Source organism: Dyella sp., from assembly GCF_036384435.1.
GTDB lineage: Bacteria > Pseudomonadota > Gammaproteobacteria > Xanthomonadales > Rhodanobacteraceae > GSA-30.
Genome location: NZ_DASVMI010000099.1, coordinates 1 through 23,708, shown reverse-complemented (window position 1 = coordinate 23,708; position 23,708 = coordinate 1). Strand labels below are relative to the sequence as shown.

Here is a 23,708-nt window from a genome sequence, read left to right as displayed (position 1 = left end):
CTGCGCATGGGTCATAGGGCCCATGCACGCGATAGCCGTAGATCTGGCCTGGCCGCGCATCGGGCAGGTAGCCGTGCCAGATTTCGTCGGTGTACTCCGGCAGCGCGATACGTTCGATCTCGCGCCCTTGTTCATCGAACAGGCACAGTTCCACCTTTGTGGCATGGGCGGAGAACAGCGCGAAATTGACGCCAAGGCCGTCCCAGGTCGCGCCAAGCGGAAATGGACGCCCCTCGCGTACGCGTGAAGGACGCCGCGCTGGATGGGGGGCGGCGTCATTGACGTCGATAGAGCTTATGGGAAGCGGTTCGTCCGTACCCGCGTCATGGGTGGGAGGTACCAAGGTATCAGTCGCCATCGTCTTCGGGCCTTTGCGTATCGCGTTGTCGTTCTTGACCGGCTCGTTCGCTGGCCTCGACCAGCCGCGTCGCCATTTGCCAATGTCTTATTTGTTGTCCCTGTGGCCGGCCTTCGGATTCCCAGATCCGATGGGCCAGTTGCCGAATACGTTCGTCCCGATCGGGGTTGTCGCTCATTGTGGTTTTGCCTGCATGCTGGCGTGTAGCACCGCCACGGGCCAGTTCGCAAAGAGTTTCGATAGACGCCATGCTGTTTCGTCGTTAGAAGATAGAGATTGTCCCGTCAGGACATCGACAAGATCATGTGGTGGCAGGGGGTGATCGGGCAGCAGCATGTCCTCGCCCCAGCAACTGGCCTGCACCCGGGGTTGTTCGGCAGTCTCCAGCCAATGGGCTGTGTGCAGGGGAACGGCCACGATCAATGTCTGGTCGCCATGGCTTCTTCCGAAAGCCAGCACATGGCCGATGGCTGCACCGGTTACCCGCCACGGCTGGTAGTCGCCATGGCGCATCAGATCAGGGTGGGCGCGACGAAATGCCAATAGCCGCGCCAACAGCGCCTGCTTGATGTGGCCATTGCGATAGCTGGACAACAGCGATTCGAGCGACATATCGGTCCGCAGGCTCGTTGCGCGCTCGGCATAATCGACATCGCGGCGATTGTCCGGGTCTACCAGGGACTGATCCCAGTAGTCGGTGCCTTGATATAGATCGGGAATGCCCGGCGTGGTCAGGCGTAGCGTGGTTACGACCAGCCCATTGAGTGCGCCTGCCGCGTCTAATCCATGGGCGGTGCGCGCGATGTCGTCGCGTAAAGGCGCCATGGCCGGGTCGCCGAATAATCGACGCACTAACGATTGTGCACGTGCCTCGTAGCGAGCATCCGGCGCGGTCCAGCGCGTGTGGCAGCGCGCCTCACGCAACGCCTTCATCCACCAGGATTCCAGTCGTTCGCCGAAAACGGCAAGCGCCTCGTCATCATGCTCCTTCAGCGCTGGCGACCATGCTGCGATAGCGGTCTGCAGCAGCATCGCCACGTCGCCGGCACTCGGCCCGGGGTTGTCGTGGCGCAGTTGTTCGATCCAGCGAGCGAGGTGTTCGGCCCAGCGAATCGGTCGCTCACTCAGCAACGCCAGGCGGGCACGGGCATCCTCGCCACGCTTGTGATCGTGGGTGGCGGTAGCCGAAAGACTCAAGGGATGCTGGGCGGCACGCTGTTCCATTGCGCGATGGAAGCCGTCGATCGAAAGGGCAAAGCGTGAAGGATCGCTGCCGACCTCATTACGTGACAGCAAGGCGCCATATCGGTAGCCAGCGGTATCCTCGACCGCCTTGGCGTTCAAGGGGGCAGACAGTTGCTCAAAACGCTGGCGCGCGCGACGCAGGTGCGTGCGCGCCACGGGCTCTTGGTCGCGCAGCCGGACTTCAAGCAACTGGCGCCGCAGCCATTGGCGTACGTCGTGGTCGTCGGGAGAGTTGCAGCTATCGGCCTTTTCAAATGCATGGTTGAGGGCTGCCCGGTCAGCGCGCGAGGGGCGGCCAGGCCCCAGATAGCTACGATACACCGGCATATGTTCGAGCACCTGCATCAAGGCGCGTCCCACGGCGGCAACCGTGATGTCTCCTTGCTCGGGCAGGCAGGCGAGATAACGCTCCCATTGGCGCAGGCAACGCGACAGGTCGGTATGCAGGCCACCGCGCATCCATTCCAGGCGTGCGGTCCTTTCTTCTTCGCGAAACTGTGCGGGGCGTCCACTGCATTCGTGCCAGCGCTGCGACAAGATCGGCAGCGCGACCGGACTGTGCAGCAGCGCGCCGGCCCAATCCATGAAGTCGTAGCCGGTACTGCCTTGGACGGGCCACGACGCAGGCACTGTCTCTTTGGCCGCAAGGATCTTTTCAACATGGATGGTCACTGGAGTCTCACCGCCACGTCGTTGCCGCGCCGCCTCCACCTCGCGGCGCAGGCGTCGCAGATACCAGCGAGGATTGGCGATGCCGTCGACATGGTCGACACGTAAGCCATCGATCCAGCCCCGCTCGATCAAGCGCAATGGCAGGGCGTGCACGGCCTGAAATACGTCCGGGCGATTCATCGCCAGGGCGACCAGGCCGTCGATATCGAAGAAACGACGGTAATTGACCACATCGGCGCTACTGCGCCACCATGCCAGACGATAGTGCTGCAAGGCGAGCAGGCGTCGCAGCGTGCCGGGCAGCAGGCCTTCTTCCTGCAGTAATGCCTGGCTCGTATCGGACAAGGGGAAGCGTAGCGGGCCATAGGCCAGCTCCCAAGAGCCAGCCTGGTGTTCACGCATGGACAATTCCCCACGTTCGAGCAAGGTGTCCAGAGGCTCGCCGAGCACAGGTAGCCAGATTTTCCCTTGTGTATGGGGTGCGTCCCATTCGATGTCGAAGAAGCTGGCATAACGGCTATCGCGACCATGCTGCAGTACGTCGCGCCACCACGGATTGGCCGTATCGGCGGCCATATGGTTTGGCACGATGTCCACGATGGCACCCATGTCGTGACGATGCAGGGCCTGGATCAGCCTGCCCAGTGCGTCCTCGCCGCCTAGTTCCGGATTGACGATTCCCGGGTCCACCACGTCGTAGCCGTGGGTTGAACCTTCACGTGCCCTGGCGATCGGCGACAGATAAAAGTGGCTGATGCCCAGGCGTGCGTAATAGGGCACGGCTTGGGCGGCGGCATCGAAATCGAAGCCGCTATGCAGTTGTATACGTGCGGTACTGGTCAGCTCAGTCATGGCGTACTGTTGATCGCTGGCGTGCGATCCATTGCATGGATGTCTCCAGCCTCGGCAGGTCCCAGCGTGTACGTAGTCGCCAGTTGGGGTGTTCGGTGGTAGTGCCAGGCAGATTCACCTGCTGGCGCAGGCCTAAGGCGTCCTCCACGGGAATCAGGGCGAGAGGGGACGTCGAGCGCGCGACACTGCGCAGCGCCGCCCGTATGGGTGGGGCGCCGCTATCCTGGCTCGTCATGTGATCCAGTGCCTTCACGTCGCGCCGACGCGTAGCCATGCGCGAGCGCCGCATGCGTTGTGGCCAGGACTGGATCGCGCCCAATGTCTGGATGTCGTCGCCAGCTCGCCAACCTGCCAGCGGCGGCAAGTCATGCGTGGTGCTCATCGCGGCGGCGTGACTGCGCCACTGTTCGGGCGGCAGGAACTGACCATCTTCGTCACGGGTAAACAGCAGCACATCCAGGCCGAGCACCCCCCGACGTGCCAACACGTTGCGCAAGCCATCGGGCACCGTGCCCAGATCCTCGCCGATGACCACACAGCGATGCCGCCATGATTCAAGTGTCAGCAAGCGTAGCGTGTCGTCGAGCGCGCAGGTCAGGTAGGCCCCGTCGGAGGCTGGCGCGCCGTCGGGCACCAGCCATAGCCGTGACCAGCCCAGGATGTGGTCGATGCGGATGCCGCCGCCGCGCGCCATCATGGCGCGTAGCAAATCGATCAGTGGACGATAGCCGCTTTGGCGTAGGCCTTGCGGTGAATAGCCAGTAATACCCCATGACTGTCCCTCGGGATTGAACGCATCGGCTGGAGCGCCCAGCGTGGCGCCACGCACGATGCGCTCATGATGCTGCCAGGCTTCACTGCCGTCCGGTACGAAGCCAACAGCCAGATCCCATAACAGCCCCAAGCGTTGTCCGGCATCGACCAATGCGCGTTGCGTGCCGGTCCAACAGGTTCGTGCGAGCCATTGCAGGAAATATTCGAAATACACCGCCTCGGTGTGTTCGCGAACGAACGGCCCCACCGCGCTGTCGCCCGGCGCAGTCCAGCCGGGCAACGAGTCGATCCGCGCAGCGCAACCGTGCTCGGCAAGCATGGCCTGATGTGCTGCGAATATCGCATGGTGACGCAAGGCATCGCCGCCTTCGCTGGCATGTCGGCTCCACGCCAGACGCGCCACATCGCGTTGGCCCCAGCGCTGGAACAGGCTTTGGTATATCTTGCGTCGCATCAGGTATTGCTCGCGCCAGTCCACCAGGCGTCTCTTCTGCGCATTTGCCCAACGAGTGGCCTGACCGCTATGCGTTATCGCGTCATGCCATGCCTCAGCCCCAGCTACCTGGGCCGGATCGATCTGCATCCAGTCGAGCATGCCGCGATGCGAGGGGGCGTAAGGGCTGAAATATCCCGTCACTGGCGCGGCGGCGTGCAACGGGCTCAGAGCAAGCACCTGGGCCCCGGCGGCCGCCTCGCGCCGCCCCAAGCGAGCGACAGCCTCGCTGTTGCCGAGACCGCCATCATGGTCCGTGCGCAAGCTGTAGACCTGGGCCGACAATCCCCACCAAGCTGGCTGAGCCACGCCTGCCGCGTCCTGCGGCAGGAAGCAGCGCGCAGGCGCCACCGCCAGCGTGATGCTGTCGCGGCCTTGCTGCAATCGATAGTAGCCCGGCTCCCGCGGTGCAAGTGGCAAGCCATGGCGGTCGCTTTCCAACGGCACGTGTTGCTGTCGCTCATCGAAACAGGTGACCGGGCGTCGATCCCTACCCAAAGCAATGCGCTTTCCGGCATCGGCGGTCACCAACGGGGCGCGTGCGTGCGGCGTATCGGGCGGCAGGCAAGCCAGTAAGGCCTCCAGTGATTCGCCCTTTACCCGTTGCCGATGTCCCTGGGTGTCGATCCACTCCGGTTGCAAACCAGCGGCGGCGGCACGCCGAAGCAGCGCGGCATCGGGTTTCACGCATCGCCTCCGATCCATACCGCGAAACTGTCTGGCGCGAGCATCCCGGTAAACGTGTCCTGCGGATCGGCGGCGACCTGGCACAGTAAGGTGGAACCTGGTGGTGCCTCGCAAGGAACCGGCAGATCGTCCACGTTCAAGGCCACGGTCCACAAACGGCCATCGGCCAGCCGCCATTGCGCGCGCAGCGCGCGCTCTCCGAGCCTGGCGCAACCCAATGCATGACATCCGCTCAGATGTGGAATGAGATGCTGCTTGCGTACATCGAGCAGGCCGCGGAACCACTCGCGTGTGGCGACGGCCAGTGCTGAGTCGGCACCGCGCGGTATCGAGGCATCGAACGTTTCGCGTGCGTTGGGATCGGGAATACGAGCCCGCTGCGCTGAATCGCTGAATCCGGCGAAGTGCGCAAATTCCCGACGTCGACCTTCGCGAACCAGATCGGCCAGCTCTCCCGGATGGCTGGTGAAATACAAGAAGGGCGTATCGCATCCCCAATCATCGCCCATAAAAAACAGGGGAATCATGGGGCTGAGCGCAACCAGCGCCATGCCCACGCGCCAGCGTGGCGCCGTAATCATCGATGCCAGTCGATCGCCCAGGGGACGGTTGCCAATTTGATCGTGATTTTGCAAGAACATCACGAACGCGCTGGGCGGCAGGTGTCCGCTGGGTTCTCCGCGCTTCATGCCGCGCCGGTCGCGCTGGCCCTGGAAAGCGAAGCCTTCGGCAAGAACGCGTTGCAGGCTCACCGCAGGGGCAGGGGCATAGTCGGCGTAATAACCCTCGTGTTCACCCGTCAGCAGAACATGCAATGCATTGTGGCCGTCATCGTTCCATTGCGCCGTGTATTCGTGACGCAGCAGGCGGGCGCTATTGCGCTCGTTTTCCAAGACAAGGTGTACATGGCGTCGTGGATCGATTCGCTGGCCGATCGCATCGGCTAGCCGATCAAGGAACGATACAGGCCGGATAGCATGCACCGCGTCCAGCCGCAGGCCGTCAAAGCGATATTCCTCCAGCCACATCAGCGCATTGTCGATAAAGAATCGCCGCACTTGACGGCGTCGGAAATCGATGGCCGCCCCCCAAGGGGTCGGTGTGTCCTGGCGAAAGAAGCCCGAGGCGTAGCTGCTTAGGTAATTGCCATAAGGCCCAAAGTGGTTGTAGACCACGTCCAGCAGTACCATCAGGCCCAGACCATGGGCGTCATCCACCAATGCCTTGAGCGCATCGGGGGGGCCATAAGACGCATCGGGTGCGTAGGGCAGCACGCCGTCGTAGCCCCAGTTGCGATTACCGGGAAATTCCGCGACCGGCATCAATTCGATGGCGGTGTAGCCGGCGTCGCGCAGGGCGGGCAGGGCAGCGCGTACTCCCTCGAAGCCGCCCATCAGGCCCACATGCAGCTCGCAGATGATCGCTTCGTGCCACGGCTTGCCAGTCCACTCATCGTGGAACCAGCGGTAAGCGTACGGATCGACCACGATGCTTGGCCCGTCGACGTCTTCCTGCTGGGCCCGCGAGGCGGGATCGGGCACTGTCAGCCCATCCACGCGATAGCGATAGGTCGTGCCGGCCGATATATTGGCGAAGCATTCGAAGTCTCCATCACCCAACGCGGTCATCGGCAGTTCCCGGTCATCGAGGATGACGGCTGCCTGGCGTGCATCTGGTGCCCAGAGGCGAAACAGGGTGCGTCCATCGGAGTGAAACAACGCGCCGTAGCGCCGCTCGTCGAATGTCTGCCTCATTCACCCTCCGCGCGAAGGATCAACGTAGCCAGCGGCGGAACGCGCACGCTGAGCGAATGTGCGTAGCCGTGCGATGGATCGGCGGTAGCCACCACCATTCCACCATTGCCCACATTGGAGCCGGCATAGTAATCGCTGTCGGTATTGCATATTTCCCTCCATGCCCCACCGACAGGCACACCAATGCGGAAATCCTCTCGTGGCACGGGTGTGAAGTTGCATATCACCAGGACCGGCGGTACATCGTCGCGGCCGAATCGCATATAGGCATAAATCGATTGCTGTGCATCGTCGGCAATCAGCCAGTGAAAGCCACGTGGATGCGCATCCTCCTGGTGCAGCGCCGGTTCGTGCACCAGTACGCGATTTAAGTCGGCGACAAGGCGTCGCACGCCCTCGTGATAGGGGCGGTTGAGTGCATTCCAGTCCAGCGATGCGTCATGATCCCACTCGCTCTCGCATCCCCATTCGCCACCCATGAACAGCAATTTCTTGCCTGGATGCGTCCACATGAAGCCGAAATACGCGCGCAGGTTGGCGAAGCGCTGCCACTCGTCACCGGGCATGCGTTGTAGCAGCGAACCTTTGCCGTGCACGACCTCATCATGAGACAACGGCAGGATGAATCGCTCGGCGAACGCATAGGTCACGCCAAAGGTCAGGTCGTGATGATGATGGGAGCGATACAGGGGGTCGCGTTGCATGTAGCCCAGGCTGTCGTGCATCCATCCCATGTTCCATTTGTACTGAAAACCCAGGCCGCCCTCGCTCACATTGGCTGTCACACCGGGCCATGCGGTTGATTCCTCGGCGATCACCAGCACGCCAGGACAATGTTCGGCTACTTTCTGATTGAGTTCACGCAGGAAGGCCACGGCTTCGAGGTTTTCGCGCCCGCCGTAATGGTTAGGAATCCATTCGCCTTCCTTTCGGCTGTAATCGCGATACAGCATCGAGGCCACTGCGTCTACGCGTAGGCCGTCGAGATGGAAGCGGCGCAACCATTCCAGAGCGCTGCCGATCAAGTACTGCCGTACCTCGCGACGTCCGAAGTTGAAGATCAGCGTGTGCCAATCGTGATGGAAGCCTTCACGAGGATCGGCATGTTCGTAGAGCGCGGTGCCGTCGAAACGTTCAAGGCCGTGGGCATCATTGGGAAAGTGCGCGCTGACCCAGTCGACGATGACGCCGATGCCGGCGGTATGGCAAGAGTCGACGAATCGAGCGAATGCTTCCGGACGCCCAAGGCGGGCTGTCGGCGCATAGATGCCCAGTGGCTGGTAGCCCCATGAGCCTCCGAAGGGATGTTCGCTGACGGGTAGCAGTTCGATGTGGGTAAACCCCATGTCCAATACATAGGGAATCAGCTGGGCGGCCAGTTCGTCCCACTGCAACGGACGGCCGTCGGCGCCATGCCGCCATGAAGGCACGTGCACCTCATAGATCGAAATCGGCGCATCGCGTCGCTGGGTTTCGCGACGCCCCTCCATCCAGCCTGCGTCATGCCATTGAATTTTAAAGGGTGCAGGAACGATGGATGCCGATGCCGGTGGATGTTCCATTTGCCTTGCATAGGGGTCGGCTTTCAACGGCAGCAGTCGTCCTTGCGGGTCTAGCAGTTCGAACTTGTAGCGAGCTCCCGGCTGCACACCAGGGATGAAGATCTCCCATACGCCAGCGGTATGGCGAAGGCGCATCGGGTGACGCCTGCCATCCCATCGATTGAAGTCGCCGACCACGGACACGCGACATGCGTTGGGAGCCCACACCGCAAAGCGCACGCCAATCGTGTCGCCCACCTTTACTGAGTGCGCTCCAAAGATGTCGGCAGGGTGGACAAGGTGTCCCTCATGGAAGGCTCGCAGATCCGCTTCGTCGAGCAAAGGCCCGAACGCATAGGCATCAGCCTGTCGCTCCACACCCCAGGGCCATTGAATTGATAACTGATAACGACCTGGATCACCGTCGCCATGGGCCACGAACAATCCATCCCACACACGTTCGGCATGGCCCCACAGCGAGCCGTTGGCGTGGTACACGGCAATGCGGTTAGCACCAGGCGCGTTGATGCGCACAACCCAGCCGTCACCTTCGTGATGCGATCCAAGCAGTGCAAACGGGTCGACATGCCTACCCTGCGCCAACAAGGTCAATTCGGCGCGATCAAGACCAATATCCATGAGAAAAGAAACGTCCTCGCAAGCTGCTTGCATTCGCTAGGCCGCGGCTCGTACCGGGGAAGCCAATGCATAAAGTGACGCATATTTGCTGGCCGGGCCGCTCCAGTCATGCGGTTCGAGCATGGCTGCCCTACGCATGGCGCCGAGCAGGGCCGGGTCTTCAAAAATGCGGAAGGCGCGCTGCAACGAATGGCGCAGTCCAGCGACGTGGGGATGCTGAAACAACAGTCCGGTCACGCCATCCTCGATCGTGTCGATCAGCCCGCCGGTGGCGTGGGCGATCGGCAGGCTGCCATAAGCCTGCGCATACATTTGGCTCAGGCCGCAGGGCTCGAAACGCGAAGGCATCAGCAGGAAATCCGAACCGGCGAACATACGCCGTGCCATACCATCATCAAAGCCGATATGGACGCCTACCTGTCCCGGGAAGCGTCGGGCCAGCCTCGCCACATCGCGCTCCATCGAGATATCGCCGCAGCCGATCATGATCAGTTGTCCGCCCGCCGCTACGATCTGCGGGGCGGCGTCGCATACCATGTCCACACCCTTCTGGTGCACCATGCGCGCAACGAAGGCGAACAGGGGGCCACGCGGCTCGCGTAGTCCGAATTCCTCGCGCACCTTTGCGGCAATCGCCGTGCGCGATGCCATCTGGTTGACGGTGAACGGAGCGGGCAACGCGGGATCGATCGCTGGGTTCCAGCTTGGATCGATGCCATTGAGGATCCCGACCAACCGTCCTTGCGCGGCTTTCTTTTCCAATTGCAAGTGCAGGCCCATGCCGTGGGCAGGCTGGATGATCTGGCGCGCATAGCTGCCGCTGACCGCCGTAATATAGTCCGCGTGGATCAGGCCAGCACGCAGAAACGACAGATGGCCGTGGAACTCGGCTTCCGGGGTCTGGCGTGGAAATCCCAGCGCATGGCGCATAGCCACTGGGAATAAGCCTTGGTATGCAAGGTTATGCAAAGTCAGCACCGTGGGTACATCGTGACCATCCCATCGGGCATAGCAAGCGGCCAACGCAGTGGGCCAATCATTGAGATGCAGCACATCCGGCTGCCAAGCCATGCCGGCTTTGCCAATGGCGATCTGGGCCGCGGCATAGGACAGGGTGGCGAAGCGTATGGCGTTGTCGGACCAATCGCCGCCGATTGGGCTGATGTAGGGAGATGACCCTTCACGCTCAAAAAGGTCCGGTTGATGCACCACATAGACGACAAGTCCGTCTTCGGTTTCCATCTGGCCGATGCGTGTTTCCGGCAAGCCTGCGAAAGCTCGGGTACGCCCCACCCAGGTGAGCGACCGCGCCTTGGCCAGTACGCAGGGGTAAGCCGGAATCAAGACACGCATATCCTGCGTCGCGCTCAGGGCGCGCGGTAGCGCCGCCGCGACGTCGCCAAGCCCGCCCGTCTTGATGAAGTCGGTCATTTCCGTTGTGACGAACAGCACCTGCCGTGCCGGTTGAGGCGTTAGCTGAGCGGTTCGATCGGTGCGTCGATGCAACGAAGCTGTTGCGGCCCCGTCGCGCGTGGCGGAGCGGCGCAGTGCGCGCCTCCTTGCCTGGGTTCCTGGATCGACGATAGCCGTCATGAATTGAAGCCTCGCATCGGCACTGGCGCAAGCCGGCACATCCGGCTGCGCAACAGTTGAGGGTGGTGTGAATGGCGAAGCCGGGCAGAAGCGCCGCCTGGAGGCAATGTAAGGGACGCCCGATCAAGCAGGCGTGTAAGCAACCCTCAAAGAACGTGATGACAATTGGATAGAACGCACCCGATGCGTGCGTGTTGTCACGCGAGTGTCACTACGCGACTATCAAGGTGCCATGGCGCGAGCGGACTCGAGTGCTTCGATCAGGCTTTTGCGGCCATACGGCTTCATCAGAAATTGCGCACGTTTCAGATGACCACGCCGACCGGCAAATGCTTCCGGGTCGCCCGACACGATAATGAATGATCCATGCCAGCCTTTCGCGGCGATGTCTTCGGCGACCGTCAAGCCATCCATACCGTTGCCGAGATTGACGTCAGCGAGCACCACATCAATGTCGTCGTTGTCGGCGAGTAGTTGCATTGCGGTCGAAGGGGTTTGAGCGGTGTAATGCGGGTAGCCGTAGGCAGTGAGCAGGGCGGTCGTCACGTCCAGAATGGCCGGTTCGTCATCGATGACCAGTATCGAACCCATCACTTCCTGCCCCGATCGCTTGTTCAAAGTTCACTACGATCCTTGAACATTCATGATGAAATTGTGAAATAGACGCCAATTCATACACATACGGGTCATCACGGAAAAATCACCTGGGCTGGGGTGCACTTCACGATGCGACTGGCGTGTCGAGGTTGCTTGTGGATGCGGTTCTTTTGGTCGAAGACGATATGGACGTCATGGAAGTCACCAGTGTGTTGCTTGAAGACGCGGGATACCAGGTACTCCCGGCCCGTAACGCGGCTCAGGCCTTGCGGCTGGTCGAGCAGCACCCGGACATCGGCGCGGTCTTCACTGATGTGAACCTTCGTGACGGCCTCAATGGTATTGAGCTGGCCTACGAATTGAGGGCTCGGGGTAACCGCGCGTCGATGATCATCGTCTCTGGCGACCTGGGCTGGGCGGAAACCCCGCTCAAGGAGGATATGCGTTTCCTTCCCAAGCCCTTTGGTAGGCAGACCTTGTTGACTGTTGTTGCCGAAGCCTGTGCCCGAACCCGAAAGCAAGGTTATTAAGAAATTGCAGGATATGTCCGTCAGCGAAAACATCGTCGTAACCATGACGCCATGTCCTGAGCCAACGCCGGACGTGGCTGGACTGGATGCGGCCGCGCGCGACCAGTTGCTAGTGCAATCGGTGGTCGACTATGCGATCTACATGCTCGATCCGCAGGGCCATATCACCAGTTGGAACAGCGGTGCTCGCCAGATCAAGGGTTATGATGCTGAAGAAGTCATCGGGCGTCATTTTTCGATTTTCTACACCGAAGAAGATCAGGCCCGTCATGCGCCCGCCGCGGCGCTCGAGGTTGCCCGGCGCAATGGGCGCTTCCATGGTGAGGCTTGGCGCGTAAGGCGCGATGGCAGCCGTTTCCGTGCTCAGGTGGCCATCGATGCTATTCGCGATCCCGGTGGCGCGCTATTGGGATTTGCCAAAGTTACGCGTGACATTACCGAGAGCTGGCACGCCCAGGCGCGCCTGGAAGAGAGTGAAAGGCGTTATCGCTTATTTGTCGAAAGCGTGCCCGATCGCGCCTTGTGCATGCTCGACCGGGATGGGCGCGTTCGTGAATGGAACGCCGGCGCACAGCGCATCACCGGCCTGGATGCCGAAAGTATCGTCGGCGATACGCTGGAGCGGCTGTTTTCCGTCGACGAACTCCCCCGCGGCGGCGTCGAAAAAATGCTCGATATGGCTGCCACCATGGGGAGCTACGATGCCGATCATGCGGCGTTGCGCCGTGATGGCGAGCGTTTTACGGCTCATATGAAACTGAGCGCCCTGCGCGATGGAACGGGCGAGTTGCATGGTTTTGCCCTGGTCATTCAGGATGTCAGCGAGCAGCGCGCCACAGAAACCGAACTGGAGGAGATGCGCGAGCAATTGTTCCAGTCGCAGAAACTTGATGCACTGGGGCAATTGACCGGCGGCGTCGCGCACGATTTCAACAATATCCTGCAGGCCTTGACCGGCGGCCTGGAGGTAGCGCAACTGCGCCTTGAGCGCGGCGATCTGGAGGCCGCCGGCATACAGATCGAGAAGGCGTTGTGCTCGGTCGAGCGAGCCATGCATTTGACCCGCCGCCTGTTGGCATTCGCCCGGCGTCAGCCGCTTATGCCCAGTCGCGTGGATATCAATTACCTCGTGTCTTCAATGACCGACCTGCTTGAACGCAGTGTCGGCAAGCGCATACATATGGCGATCAGCCTTTCTTCTGAGCCGCTGTATGTGATGTGCGACGCCAACCAGCTTGAGACGGCCCTGCTGAATCTTGCGATCAACGGACGCGATGCCATGCCCGATGGCGGAACCCTGCGCATCTCCACTCAGCCGCTGCCGGCTTCGCCCCGCCAGCGAGCCTGTGTTGCTCTCGTCGTGGAAGACGATGGCATCGGCATGACGCAAGACATGGCGGCCCGCGTGTTCGATCCGTTCTTCACGACAAAGCCTTTGGGGCAGGGTACTGGTCTAGGCCTATCGATGATTCACGGTTTCGTGAAGCAGTCCCAGGGTACGGTAACGCTACGCTCCACCCTGGGCATGGGCACGCGAGTGGAATTACGGTTGCCCTTATGCGACCCGACAGTCGGTGTTGATTTGTAGAAGAGCCTGTTGATGGGTGATACGCGTCGGTTTGCGCCGAGGTGGCTCAAGCTCTTCGGGCGTCCGTGATCTTGCCGACACCGACGCGTGCAACTCACCGGAGGTATGACATGAGCGACCAGCAAAAACCCAATGCCGGCGGCATGAACGATCGGCAGCAACGCAGGCCGGCCCAGACCGGACCGGGCCAGCAACATAGCAAGAACGCCAGTTCACGCGAGCAGCAGCATCAACATACGCAGCAGCCGGGTGAGCAGAGCCTGAAGAATCGGGAGCATTGATCCCGACTTTGGCGCCGTGACCATGGCGGTCACGGCGTCTCCGCGTAAGTTGCGCACGCAACACAGGAGAACTACATGAATCGTCTTACCCTTTGTATTGTGACCGTGGGCGTCGCGTTGGCCCTGGGTGGTTGCCAGAAAAACGACAACGACCAGGCGGCACAACCAGGGGCTGGCCAGACGTCTACTGCAGCGACGCCACCGGCTTCCACCCCGCCGGCCGGCGCCCAGAGCAGCCCCTCCAGTACTACGCCGCCGTCGGCTCCGCCAAGCTCGCCTTCGAGCACTCCGGCCCCGGCCAGCACGGCCGCCAGTGGCGCTCCGGCGTCATCGGGTACCGCGCACTGACGAACAGCGTAGCCCCAAGCCCGTCCTGCCTGTGGCGCTCCTTGTGCCGCAGGCAGGCGTCGGACGGTCGGTTCATGCTCAGAGAGCATATGGTCATCGCAACAATTCCTTTCCCGCCGAGAAGAGTCAAGGCTAGCGTGGAAGCTTCCTCATCCGGCCGTAAAGACGTCCCAAGGTGGTTTTGTGAACGCGGTGACCCTGCCTACGCCGACGCAGCCGGCGCTGGGCGACAAGAAGCTCAAGCTGCTACATGACTTGGTGCAGGATCTCAGTCCGGCGCAGCTTTATGCCGTAGCGGCCTTCGCCGCTAGTCTGGCCGAGCAAAGGCCTGGCGCATCCAGACCCTTGTCGGTCGTAACCCCCGCGACTCGTCACCAGGCCACCGTGCTCTACGGCAGCCAGACCGGCAACGCCAAGCGTGCCGCCGAGCGACTGCTAGGCCGGCTGGTTGCATCAGGGTTGACTGCGCGACTCGTGCGCGCTGATGTCTATGGACAACGGGAGTTGGCACACGAGCGCCAACTCTATGTCGTCATCAGTACCCAGGGTGACGGAGACCCACCGGACGATGCGCGTGGGTGGATCGACTTCCTGAGCAGTAAGCGTGCGCCGGCGCTGAGCGAACTACACTATGCCGTGCTCGGCCTTGGTGATTCCAGTTATCCACAATTTTGTGCGATCGGACGCCAGGTGGATGCCAGGCTAGCTGAGTTGGGAGCTCAACGCATTGCGCCTGCCGCCGAGGCGGACCTGGACATCGATACCGTGGCGGGCCCCTGGTCGGACGTGGTCGTCGCACGTGCAGTCGGTGCAACGGGTGGGGCGCCCGTGACGGATCGTTACGTGCCTGTGCCTGCTGACGTATCGATCCAGCATGATCGCGACCGGCCGTTCGTCGCCGAGATACTGGCCAACGAGCGGATCGTTTCACGCGACAGCGAGCGCGAGGTCCGCCATGTCGAGTTATCATTGAGCGGGTCCGGTCTTCGCTATACCCCGGGTGATGCCCTAGGTATCTGGCCGGTGCATTCGGCCGCGCTGGTCAATACTTGGTTGGACATCCTGGGGCTAGACCGCGACGCCGTGGCGACGCGAGGAGGACGCCAGCTGACCCTGGCGCAGTGGCTGTCGACCGAATTGGAGTTGACGCGACTGAGCCGATCCTTCGTCACTGCCTTGGGTAACGTGGACGAGTCATTGACCCGGGCGTTGCAACCAGGCCAGGGCGCCGCCTGGAGCGCTCTGGCGCATTCGTGCCGTCCATTGGACCTGCTGCTTCGATACAGGCCCGGCTGGGGCGCGCAAGCACTGGTCGACGCATTACGTCCGCAAACTCCCCGGTTGTATTCGATTGCATCCAGTCCGTTGGCGGTCGGGGATGAAGAGGTGCATTTGACCATTGCCGTGGTAGACGAACTGGCCCACGGCCTGCGCCACCGCGGCGCAGCATCGGGCTATTTGGCCGATGGTGGCGAAGATGTGCGACCGCGCGTATTTATTGAGGCCAATGAACGATTTCGGCTGCCAGCTGACGATACTCGGGACATCATCATGATCGGCCCAGGCACAGGCGTGGCGCCCTTCCGGGCCTTCGTGCAGGAGCGCCGTGAGCGTAGCGCAGCTGGCCGCAATTGGTTGTTCTTTGGCAACCGGCATTTTCAGAACGACTTTCTGTACCAGGTGGAATGGCAGGCCGAACGTAGGCGCGGCTCGCTGCATCGGCTTGACTTGGCCTTCTCGCGCGATCAGGCGCAAAAAATCTACGTGCAGCATCGACTGCGCGAGCAGGGTGCGGATATCTATGCTTGGCTGAGTGAGGGAGCGTACTTGTACGTATGTGGCGATGCTGTGGCGATGGCCGGCGACGTGCACGCGACCTTGGTGGATATCGCCGTCACGCACGGCGGTCATGATGCCGAAAGTGCCGCGAACTGGCTGAATGGCCTGATGCAAGAAGGCCGGTATGCGCGAGACGTCTATTGAGACTTTGACGTTACTTCTGGCCCTGGGCATGCAAACCCCTGAGGCGCGTGGTCCGTCACAACACAAGAAGCCTTCCAAACACTGAAAGATTTTCCCTGGCGGCGACCCGGCCTCTTCAACGATTTGCCCCTTTTGGGGTTCGCCGCTGTCTTCCTGCTGTGCTGATTCCGATTTGCGTGCCTTCCATGACCTGAGAACCCCATGAGCCAGTACCCCTCCGATTTTGAACGTGTAAAGGGCCAGAGCCGCAATCTGCGAGGCAGCATCGCCGAAAGCCTGAGTGATCCGGTGACCGGGGCAATCGCCGATGACGATACCAAGCTGATCAAGTTCCACGGCAGTTACCAGCAGGATGATCGGGATCTGCGCGAAGAGCGGCGTCGGCAGAAGCTGGAGCCGGCTTATAGCTTCATGTTGCGCGCACGACTGCCAGGAGGTGTAGTGACGCCAGCGCAATGGTTGGAGTTCGATCGTCTTGCACGCGAATACGCCAACGGTACGCTACGCATCACCAGTCGGCAGACCTTCCAGTGGCATGGCGTCATCAAAGGCCATCTCAAGCCTACTATCGCGGCGATTCACCATGCAATGGCAACTACGATCGCCGCGTGCGGGGACATTGCGCGCAACGTGGTCAGCAGCGCGCAGCCAGTCGAACCAGCAGCTCACGCTCAGGCCTATGCATGGGCTGCGCGGCTTTCCGAACATCTGGAGCCGGCGACACGGGCTTATCACGAAATCTGGCTCGACGGTGAGCCGCTGGATGGTCCGGTTGAGCACGAGCCGCTTTATGGTCCTACGTATCTGCCGCGCAAGTTCAAGATCGGCATTGCTATCCCGCCGCTCAACGACGTGGATGTGTTTTCGCAGGATTTGGGACTGATCGCGATCATCGAACGAAGCGAGCTACGGGGGTTCAACGTAGCAATCGGCGGCGGCATGGGTGCCACGCACGGTGATCCCGACACCTATCCGCGCTTGGCCGACATCGTGGGCTTCGTCGTGCCCGAGCAGTTGCTTGCCGTGGCCGAGACCATCGTCGCCGTGCAGCGCGATTGGGGTAACAGGGTAGAACGTAAGCTTGCACGCCTGAAATACACCATCGACCGCCACGGGCTGGCTGCCTTCAGGCAGGAGGTGGAGGAGCGGCTGGGTTGGGCGCTGGCCCCGGCCAAAGTGGCGGCGTTCGACCACAATGGCGATCGTTTCGGCTGGTCACCAGGGCATGACGATCGTTGGCATCTGACCCTGCACATCGAATCCGGGCGACTGGCTGATGTGGGGCAGCGCCGCTGGTTGAGTGGCATGCGTGCATTGGCCTCGATCCATCAGGGCGACTTCCGGTTGACCTGCAATCAGAATCTGATCGTAGCCAATGTCCCGGCCAGCCAGCGCGATCGTATCGATGCGATAGTGGCTGCCCATGGCCTGGATGCGCACACACGGCATGCGCCCGTGCGTTTGCACGCCATGGCCTGCGTGGCCCTGCCGACCTGTGGCCTGGCCATGGCGGAGGCCGAGCGTTACCTGCCGGATTTCGTGGCGCGGCTGGAGGCCTTACTGGAGCATCATCAATTGCGCGACACACCCATTCATCTACGGCTTTCCGGTTGCCCAAATGGTTGCTCTCGTCCGTATCTTGGCGAAATTGCCCTGGTCGGTCGTGCTCCAGGCCGTTATGACCTGCGACTGGGCGCCGATCGTCGCGGCGAGCGCCTTAACCGGGTCCACCTGGTCAATGCCGATGAGCAAGCCATCGTCGACGCGCTCGACCTGCTGCTGGAGCGCTACGCGCGCGATCGCAAGCCCGCCGAGGACTTCGGCGATTTCCTGGTTCGATCCGGCGCGATCGCACGCGACGCCGACACGGTGACCGCGTCCGCCTAGAGGGTATATTCAGGCGGCCACGCCGCCTTCCACCTGCTGGCGTTCACGCCAGTGCGGGACGGCGCTGCCCTCGGTTACGTGCGTTCCTGAAGCCATGGCTCGCGTAATGTCGCGACGATCCAGGTGAGGCGCGAAACGCTCGACAAATTCCAGGACGTATTCGCGCAGCACGCTTTCCCGGCGCAGCACGATCCATGTCGTGCAGCGCGAAAACAGATGGTCGGCAGGTAGCGCGCGCAGATCTTCGGTATCGCGTGCCAACAGGGCCATTTCGGCTAGTACACCCACGCCCAGGCCCGCCCTGACATAGGTCTTGATCAGGTCGGCATCGGCTGCGGTAATAGCGATCTGCGGACGCAGCCCCGCGTTATCGAAAGCACGGCGCAGCGAGGATTCGGGTTTTTGCGACGAGTCATAGCTGATCAACGGTTCGGCAGCCAGTTCATCCAGGGTGAGTTCGCGTGGCAGCCTCGCCAGTTGATGGTCGCGTGGCACCAGCACGATGCGATTCCAACGGTAGGCGGGCAGTGCGATACCCCCTGCCGGCGGTGCACCGGAGGTGCTCACGATAGCCATGTCCACATGGCCGCCATCGAGCAGCGCCAGAGCATCGCTTTCCCGTCCAGGTTGCAGATGCACGCTGACCTGCGGATAGACGCGACTCAACGTGGCGATGGCATGGGTCAGCACGAAGCGTGCCTGGGTATGCGTAGTGGCAATGCGCAGGTCACCACGTGCCTCGTTGCGCAGGTTAGCGGCCAGGGAGCGGATATTGGCTGCCTCGGCCAGGATAATGCGTGCGCGTTCGAGTACGTGGCCACCAGCGTGGGTAATGGTTTCCAGGCTCTTGCCCTTGCGGGTAAATAACTGAAACCCCAGTTCATCCTCAAGTTGCTTGAGCTGCTTGCTCAATCCGGGTTGGGTGGCATGCACGCGTTCGGCCGCCAGCGTGATGTTGAGGCCTGCGTCAGCGATGGCGACGAGAAAGCGTAATTGGGTAAGCGTCATGGAAAGCGACTCGCAAAGAGATGGTCAGAGGTGATGCGACCGGAGAGTTGCTGGGGCGCATACATCGACACATCCCCCGGACCAAGCTCGGCCTAGGATGCTCGGTAGGATGGGCGAGAGGAGCGGTTTCGACGTTCATGAACAGACGTCTATACATCTATTTAATGCGATCGTCAACGAATTTCGCTTGTCTCATAACCTCCGGATATATCTTTTGCGTCATAAATCATTTTAGTCGTGCGTAAGGGCTCGTTAGCGTTGAGGCTTCCTCGGGTATGCCGGTCGCCGTTGAACACCATGAAGCTTTATCCCCTATTTGCCGACCTTCGGGGTCGTGCCGTACTGGTCGTCGGCGGTGGTGTCGTGGCCGAGCGCAAGATCAAGGCGCTGGTCGACGCAGGCGCGGATGTGGTGGTATCCGCACCGGTATTGACCCCCACGCTGGGACAATGGGTGGTCGATGAACGCATCCGCGTGTCTTCTGGTGGATTTTGCGAAGCCCTGTTCGACGGTATCTGGCTGGCCATTGCGGCCACCTCCGATCGCGCACTCAATGCCCGGGTGGCCGCCATGGGGGAGGCTCGTCGAGTGTGGGTCAACGTGGTCGATGATGCATCGGTCTCGCATTTCCATGTGCCCTCCGTGGTGGATCGGGCGCCAGTGACTATTGCAATCTCAAGTGGTGGCGAGGCGCCGATGGTGGCACGCGTATTGCGTGAGCGGCTGGAGATCCTCATCGATCATGCGTGGGGACCTTTGGCATCACTGCTCAGTCGCAAGCGTCCAAGCATTCGCGAACGCTATCCGGATACCGGGCCACGTAGGCGCTGGTACGAACGATTGCTCAGTGGCAGCCTGCTGGACCGGCTACGTGCGGGGCTTGATGGAGAGGCCGAGCGCATTGTCGACGATGCTCTTGAAGACGATGCGCTATTGGATCATCGGCAAGGTGAGGTGATCCTGGTGGGGGCGGGCCCGGGCGACCCCGGGTTGTTGACCCTGCGTGGCTTGCGTGCCCTCAACGAAGCAGACGTTGTATTGCACGACAGACTGGTGAGTAAAGAGGTGCTCGCCCTGGCGCGGCGAGACGCACGATTTATCGAGGTCGGCAAGGAGGCCGGCAACCATCATGTCACCCAGGATGCCATCCATGCGCTGATGCTGCGTTTCGCGCGCGAGGGCCGGCGCGTGGTGCGCCTGAAGGGTGGCGACCCGTTCGTATTCGGTCGCGGCGGTGAAGAGCTCGAAGTGCTACGTGCTCATGGCATTCCCTACCAGGTGGTGCCTGGAATCACGGCCGCGCTGGCTTGTGCCGCCTACAGTGGCGTTCCCCTGACGCACCGGAAGCTGGCGTCATCCGTCCAGTTCATTACCGGGCATGGAGCTGGCGCCGCCGAGGGGCTCGATTGGGCCGCGTTAGCGGCCGAGCGGCAGACCCTGGCGGTCTACATGAGCGTGGCTGAACTGGGCCGGTTGCAGGAGAACCTGCTGGCTCACGGCCGTGCCGGACATACGCCTTTTGCCCTGGTTGAAAACGGCTCGCGTTCGACGCAACGTGTCATCACCGGCACGCTTATTGAACTCGAGCAACGGGCGCGTCGCCAGGCGGTTGGTTCGCCGGCACTGTTGATTCTTGGCGAAACGGCTGCACTGGCGAACCAGTTGGGCTGGTTCGGGTCTGACCACATGGACATGCCTGGTGACACTTCACCCGCGCGCCACGAACCGAAGCTACCATCGCGGCTGGCCCAGGTGTGATGTCCTTCCCGCGTCTTCCACGGAAAAGAAGAAACCCATGATCTACGAAAGCATCATCGATACGATCGGCAACACTCCCATCGTCAAGCTGCATCGTGTGGCGCCAAGCCACGTCCAGCTTTATGCCAAGGTGGAAGCCTTCAACCCGGCCGGGTCTGTCAAGGATCGTCTCGCCTTGGCGATCATTCTTGATGCGGAAAGGACCGGTGCGCTCCAGCCCGGCCAGACTGTGATCGAGGCGACGTCCGGCAATACCGGCGTAGCACTTGCCGCCGTATGCGCTGCACGGGGTTACCCGTTTGTGGCGATCATGACCGAAACGTTCTCGATCGAACGACGCAAGCTCATCCGTGCCTATGGCGGCAAGGTGATACTCACTCCCGCCGCTGCGCGCGGGTCGGGCATGGTCAAGAAAGCCGAGGAGCTGGCTGCCGAGCACGGCTGGTTCCTGGCGCGACAGTTCGAGAACCCCGCGAACCCCGCCTACCATCGCAGCACGACCGCGGCTGAGATCCTGCGCGATTTCGCTGGCCGGCGCCTGGATTATTTCGTGACTGGATGGGGAACAGGCGGCACGTTGACTGGCGTGGGAGAGGTGCTCAAGGTGGCTCGCCCCGAGGTACGCATCGTGGCCAGCGAGCCCGCCGGCGCGGCGCTGCTCAGTGGCAAGGAGTGGCAGCCGCACAAGATCCAGGGTTGGACGCCCGATTTCGTGCCCAAGGTGCTCAATCGCGGTATCGCAGACGACGTATTACCTGTCGATGACGTGGTGGCACGCGACACGGCTCGCCGCCTGGCCAGGGAAGAGGGCATCTTCGTCGGCCTTTCTTCCGGTGCAACGGTGGCCGCTGCCTTGCAAGCAGCAGAAAAGGCTCCCGAGAATTCGGTGATCTTGGCGATGCTCCCCGATACCGGCGAGCGCTATCTCTCGACCTTCCTGTTCGAAGGTGTCAATGAAGGTAGCGACGACATCTGATCGTCGCCGACCGTGCCATGACGCATCAACGTCGTGGCACGGCCCCGTAGAGTACGCACGCGCAATTCATGCACGCTTCTTTCTCGCTACGATGACTTTGCATGACCAACACTCGACCGAACGGTAACGAAGCCGGCAACGGAAGAGATGATCATGACCCGCCATGCACAAGACTCTGACAAAAGTGAAGGCACGCAGGCTGCATCGACTGATACCGGCAAGCATCGGAATGCGGCACCCAGTCAGCCGAAGAACGCACCGGAACGCATCCCTGGCCAGAATATCCCCCTAGACCAGCGTACCAGCCCCAGCAAGGTGACCAGCAACAAGCCATCGGCAGGCACGAAGCGGGATCATGTCGACAGCGACGACAGCTATGTTTCTGGCAACACTACGGGTGCGGGCGACTTCATGGCGCCGGGCCAGAAACATCCGATGTCCAATACCGAGCTTCCGCAAGACAAGGAAGCCGATTGATGCGATTGTCTTGTGACGTGCGGCGCCTGTGCGAGTGCGCCGCGCGGTGGCGTGTGACGCGCTTATGGATAGCCGACCGTGATGCGTGAGCCCCGAGTGTTACGGCGCATGCGCGGCTGGCGCTCGCCAATCGCTGTGATGTGCGCCGGCGTATCCTTTGCCGTGGCACTCGCGCTCACGGCCTGCGCCCCCGAGGTGCGGCCGCCGGCTTTCGTACCACATGACACAGTGCCGCTGGCCGGTCTTCCAACCGGGCAGGCAGGATGGCCCGAGCCGGAATGGTGGAAGTCGTACGGCGACCGGCAACTGGATCGCTTGATGGAACTGGCGATGCGTGGCTCGCCGGATCTTGAGCAGGCCCAGGCTCGGTATCGCGCGGCGGCAGTGGCTGTTGATACCCAACGTGCGCAGCTCAAGCCGCAGGTCCAGGGTCTGCTCAACGGTGCGCACGGTTACAGCGACGTCGACCTGCATGGTCAGGCGCCCGGAGCCTCGGGTTCGGCGCAAGGTATCGAGTTGAGCCCCGGACACAGCTGGAGCAACTCTGGGGTGGCCGGAGCACTGTTTCGTTGGGATCTGGATTTATGGGGCAAGCAGAAAGCCGCAGTGGCCGCGGCGGTAGGGCAGGCCAACGCCGCGCAGGCCGAGCGCGCTACGGTAGCCTCCTCCCTGCAATACAACATCGCCGCTACCTATTTCGACTGGCAAGCCACCCAGGCCCGCCTGGGCGTGGCGCACGAGGCCGAAGCGACCGCTGGAGCCTACCGCGATCTGGTGAACAAGCGTGTCCATGCCGGGCTGGATGATCCGCAGATGCTCGACACCGCAGACGCGCAACTGGCGCAACAGCGTCGCGCCACGGTGATGCTCGAAGGCATTGCTTCGCTGGATCTGGCCCAGATCGCCGCACTGGCGGGAGTTTCGCCGCAGGAGCTTGGCGCCTTGTCGCCAAGACCGTTGCCGCAGCCGGACGCGGAATTACCGCCGGATGCGCGGCTGGGCTTGATCGCCCGCCGCCCCGACATCGTTGCCGCGCGCTGGCAGATCGAAGCGGCATCGCGGGGCATTGACCAGGCACGCGCCGCTTATTACCCGGATATCAGTCTGTCCGCGTTGGCCGCTTACCTGCGTATCTATCCCAACCTGGGGTCTGGTGAGCGCACGGACCTGACCATTGGCAATATCGGGCCATCGGTGCAATTGCCGATCTACTCCGGCGGACGCCTGCGAGCGCAATTTGAAAGCAGCCAGGCACAGCTCGACAGTGCGGTGGCGTCCTATAACCACACCGTGGTGCAAGCCGCGCACGATGTCGCCCAGCAGGTGCTTACGTTGCGGCAGATCGACGCAGCGCGGCACCAGCAGGATCAGGAACTGGCTGCTCGTAGCCAACTGGCCGCCAGGGCCGATAAGCGCCGTCGGCAAGGCATCGACGACGATCGCCAGTATCTGTCCGGCTTGTTGCAGGTCGACCAGCAACGCGATACGCAATTGCAACTGAAAAGCCAGATGCTTTCCACCGATCTTTCCCTGATCCACGCCCTGGGTGGCGGATACCGGGCCGATAACGTGCCCGCGCTCCCTGCTGCTGTCGCAAAGGACGAGGCCCGATGAGTGACGAGCGCGAAGACCGCGAAGCTGGCGGTGAACCCCGCGATTACAAATAT

General features: G+C 61.8%; 18 protein-coding genes and 1 pseudogene. 10 read left to right on the top strand and 9 right to left on the bottom strand.

What is annotated here, in order from left to right; translation table 11 throughout:
• The 8 genes and pseudogenes from VF436_RS10095 to VF436_RS10060 all read right to left on the bottom strand — a co-directional run.
• A pseudogene (locus VF436_RS10095) lies at positions 1 to 358 on the bottom strand (hypothetical protein); the annotation flags it as partial.
• Positions 348 to 536, bottom strand: coding sequence for a DUF2934 domain-containing protein (locus VF436_RS10090; RefSeq protein ID WP_330903890.1), 189 nt, complete (start codon positions 534 to 536; stop codon positions 348 to 350). The gene VF436_RS10090 and the pseudogene VF436_RS10095, both read right to left, overlap by 11 nt.
• Positions 533 to 3,127 (bottom strand): malto-oligosyltrehalose synthase, encoded by a 2,595-nt coding sequence (gene treY, locus VF436_RS10085; RefSeq protein WP_330903889.1) that lies wholly within the window; start codon positions 3,125 to 3,127, stop codon positions 533 to 535. Before treY ends, VF436_RS10090 begins: the two co-directional genes overlap by 4 nt.
• Entirely contained in the window at positions 3,120 to 5,081 is a 1,962-nt protein-coding gene (gene malQ / locus VF436_RS10080; protein ID WP_330903888.1) for a 4-alpha-glucanotransferase, read from the bottom strand. The genes treY and malQ overlap by 8 nt, the downstream gene beginning before the upstream one ends.
• Positions 5,078 to 6,835 (bottom strand): malto-oligosyltrehalose trehalohydrolase, encoded by a 1,758-nt coding sequence (treZ, locus tag VF436_RS10075; protein ID WP_330903887.1) that lies wholly within the window; start codon positions 6,833 to 6,835, stop codon positions 5,078 to 5,080. The genes malQ and treZ overlap by 4 nt, the downstream gene beginning before the upstream one ends.
• Entirely contained in the window at positions 6,832 to 9,015 is a 2,184-nt protein-coding gene (gene glgB, locus VF436_RS10070; RefSeq protein WP_330903886.1) for a 1,4-alpha-glucan branching protein GlgB, read from the bottom strand. Before glgB ends, treZ begins: the two co-directional genes overlap by 4 nt.
• 36 nt (positions 9,016 to 9,051) lie before the next feature.
• Entirely contained in the window at positions 9,052 to 10,608 is a 1,557-nt protein-coding gene (glgA, locus tag VF436_RS10065) for a glycogen synthase GlgA (RefSeq protein ID WP_330903885.1), read from the bottom strand.
• A gap of 222 nt (positions 10,609 to 10,830) precedes the next feature.
• Entirely contained in the window at positions 10,831 to 11,226 is a 396-nt protein-coding gene (locus tag VF436_RS10060; protein WP_330903884.1) for a response regulator, read from the bottom strand.
• 134 nt (positions 11,227 to 11,360) lie between these two features.
• Between VF436_RS10060 and VF436_RS10055 the strand changes: the two genes are divergently transcribed.
• The 6 genes from VF436_RS10055 to cysI all read left to right on the top strand — a co-directional run bounded on the left by VF436_RS10055 (position 11,361) and on the right by cysI (position 17,822).
• Positions 11,361 to 11,735: a response regulator gene (locus tag VF436_RS10055; RefSeq protein ID WP_330903883.1), complete on the top strand. Its 375-nt coding sequence runs from the start codon at positions 11,361 to 11,363 to the stop codon at positions 11,733 to 11,735.
• A 13-nt stretch (positions 11,736 to 11,748) separates the two neighbouring features.
• Complete coding sequence (locus tag VF436_RS10050) at positions 11,749 to 13,323, top strand: PAS domain S-box protein (RefSeq protein WP_330903882.1); 1,575 nt, start codon at positions 11,749 to 11,751, stop codon at positions 13,321 to 13,323.
• Positions 13,324 to 13,433: 110 nt separating this feature from the next.
• Entirely contained in the window at positions 13,434 to 13,604 is a 171-nt protein-coding gene (locus tag VF436_RS10045) for a hypothetical protein (RefSeq protein WP_330903881.1), read from the top strand.
• Between the two features lie 75 nt (positions 13,605 to 13,679).
• Complete coding sequence (locus tag VF436_RS10040; protein WP_330903880.1) at positions 13,680 to 13,952, top strand: hypothetical protein; 273 nt, start codon at positions 13,680 to 13,682, stop codon at positions 13,950 to 13,952.
• A gap of 183 nt (positions 13,953 to 14,135) precedes the next feature.
• Entirely contained in the window at positions 14,136 to 15,935 is a 1,800-nt protein-coding gene (locus VF436_RS10035) for a diflavin oxidoreductase (protein ID WP_330903879.1), read from the top strand.
• A gap of 201 nt (positions 15,936 to 16,136) precedes the next feature.
• Positions 16,137 to 17,822: an assimilatory sulfite reductase (NADPH) hemoprotein subunit gene (cysI, locus tag VF436_RS10030; RefSeq protein ID WP_330903878.1), complete on the top strand. Its 1,686-nt coding sequence runs from the start codon at positions 16,137 to 16,139 to the stop codon at positions 17,820 to 17,822.
• Positions 17,823 to 17,831: 9 nt separating this feature from the next.
• Here cysI and VF436_RS10025 read toward each other — a convergent pair whose 3' ends face one another.
• Entirely contained in the window at positions 17,832 to 18,830 is a 999-nt protein-coding gene (locus VF436_RS10025) for a LysR substrate-binding domain-containing protein (RefSeq protein ID WP_330903877.1), read from the bottom strand.
• Between the two features lie 288 nt (positions 18,831 to 19,118).
• Between VF436_RS10025 and cysG the strand changes: the two genes are divergently transcribed.
• The 4 genes from cysG (at position 19,119) to VF436_RS10005 (ending at position 23,655) form a co-directional block, all read left to right on the top strand.
• Positions 19,119 to 20,588, top strand: coding sequence for a siroheme synthase CysG (cysG, locus tag VF436_RS10020; RefSeq protein ID WP_414649834.1), 1,470 nt, complete (start codon positions 19,119 to 19,121; stop codon positions 20,586 to 20,588).
• Between the two features lie 37 nt (positions 20,589 to 20,625).
• Complete coding sequence (gene cysK, locus VF436_RS10015; RefSeq protein ID WP_330903875.1) at positions 20,626 to 21,564, top strand: cysteine synthase A; 939 nt, start codon at positions 20,626 to 20,628, stop codon at positions 21,562 to 21,564.
• A 153-nt stretch (positions 21,565 to 21,717) separates the two neighbouring features.
• Positions 21,718 to 22,041: a hypothetical protein gene (locus VF436_RS10010; RefSeq protein ID WP_330903874.1), complete on the top strand. Its 324-nt coding sequence runs from the start codon at positions 21,718 to 21,720 to the stop codon at positions 22,039 to 22,041.
• 81 nt (positions 22,042 to 22,122) lie between these two features.
• Complete coding sequence (locus VF436_RS10005; RefSeq protein ID WP_330903873.1) at positions 22,123 to 23,655, top strand: efflux transporter outer membrane subunit; 1,533 nt, start codon at positions 22,123 to 22,125, stop codon at positions 23,653 to 23,655.
• The last annotated feature ends 53 nt before the right edge of the window (positions 23,656 to 23,708 follow it).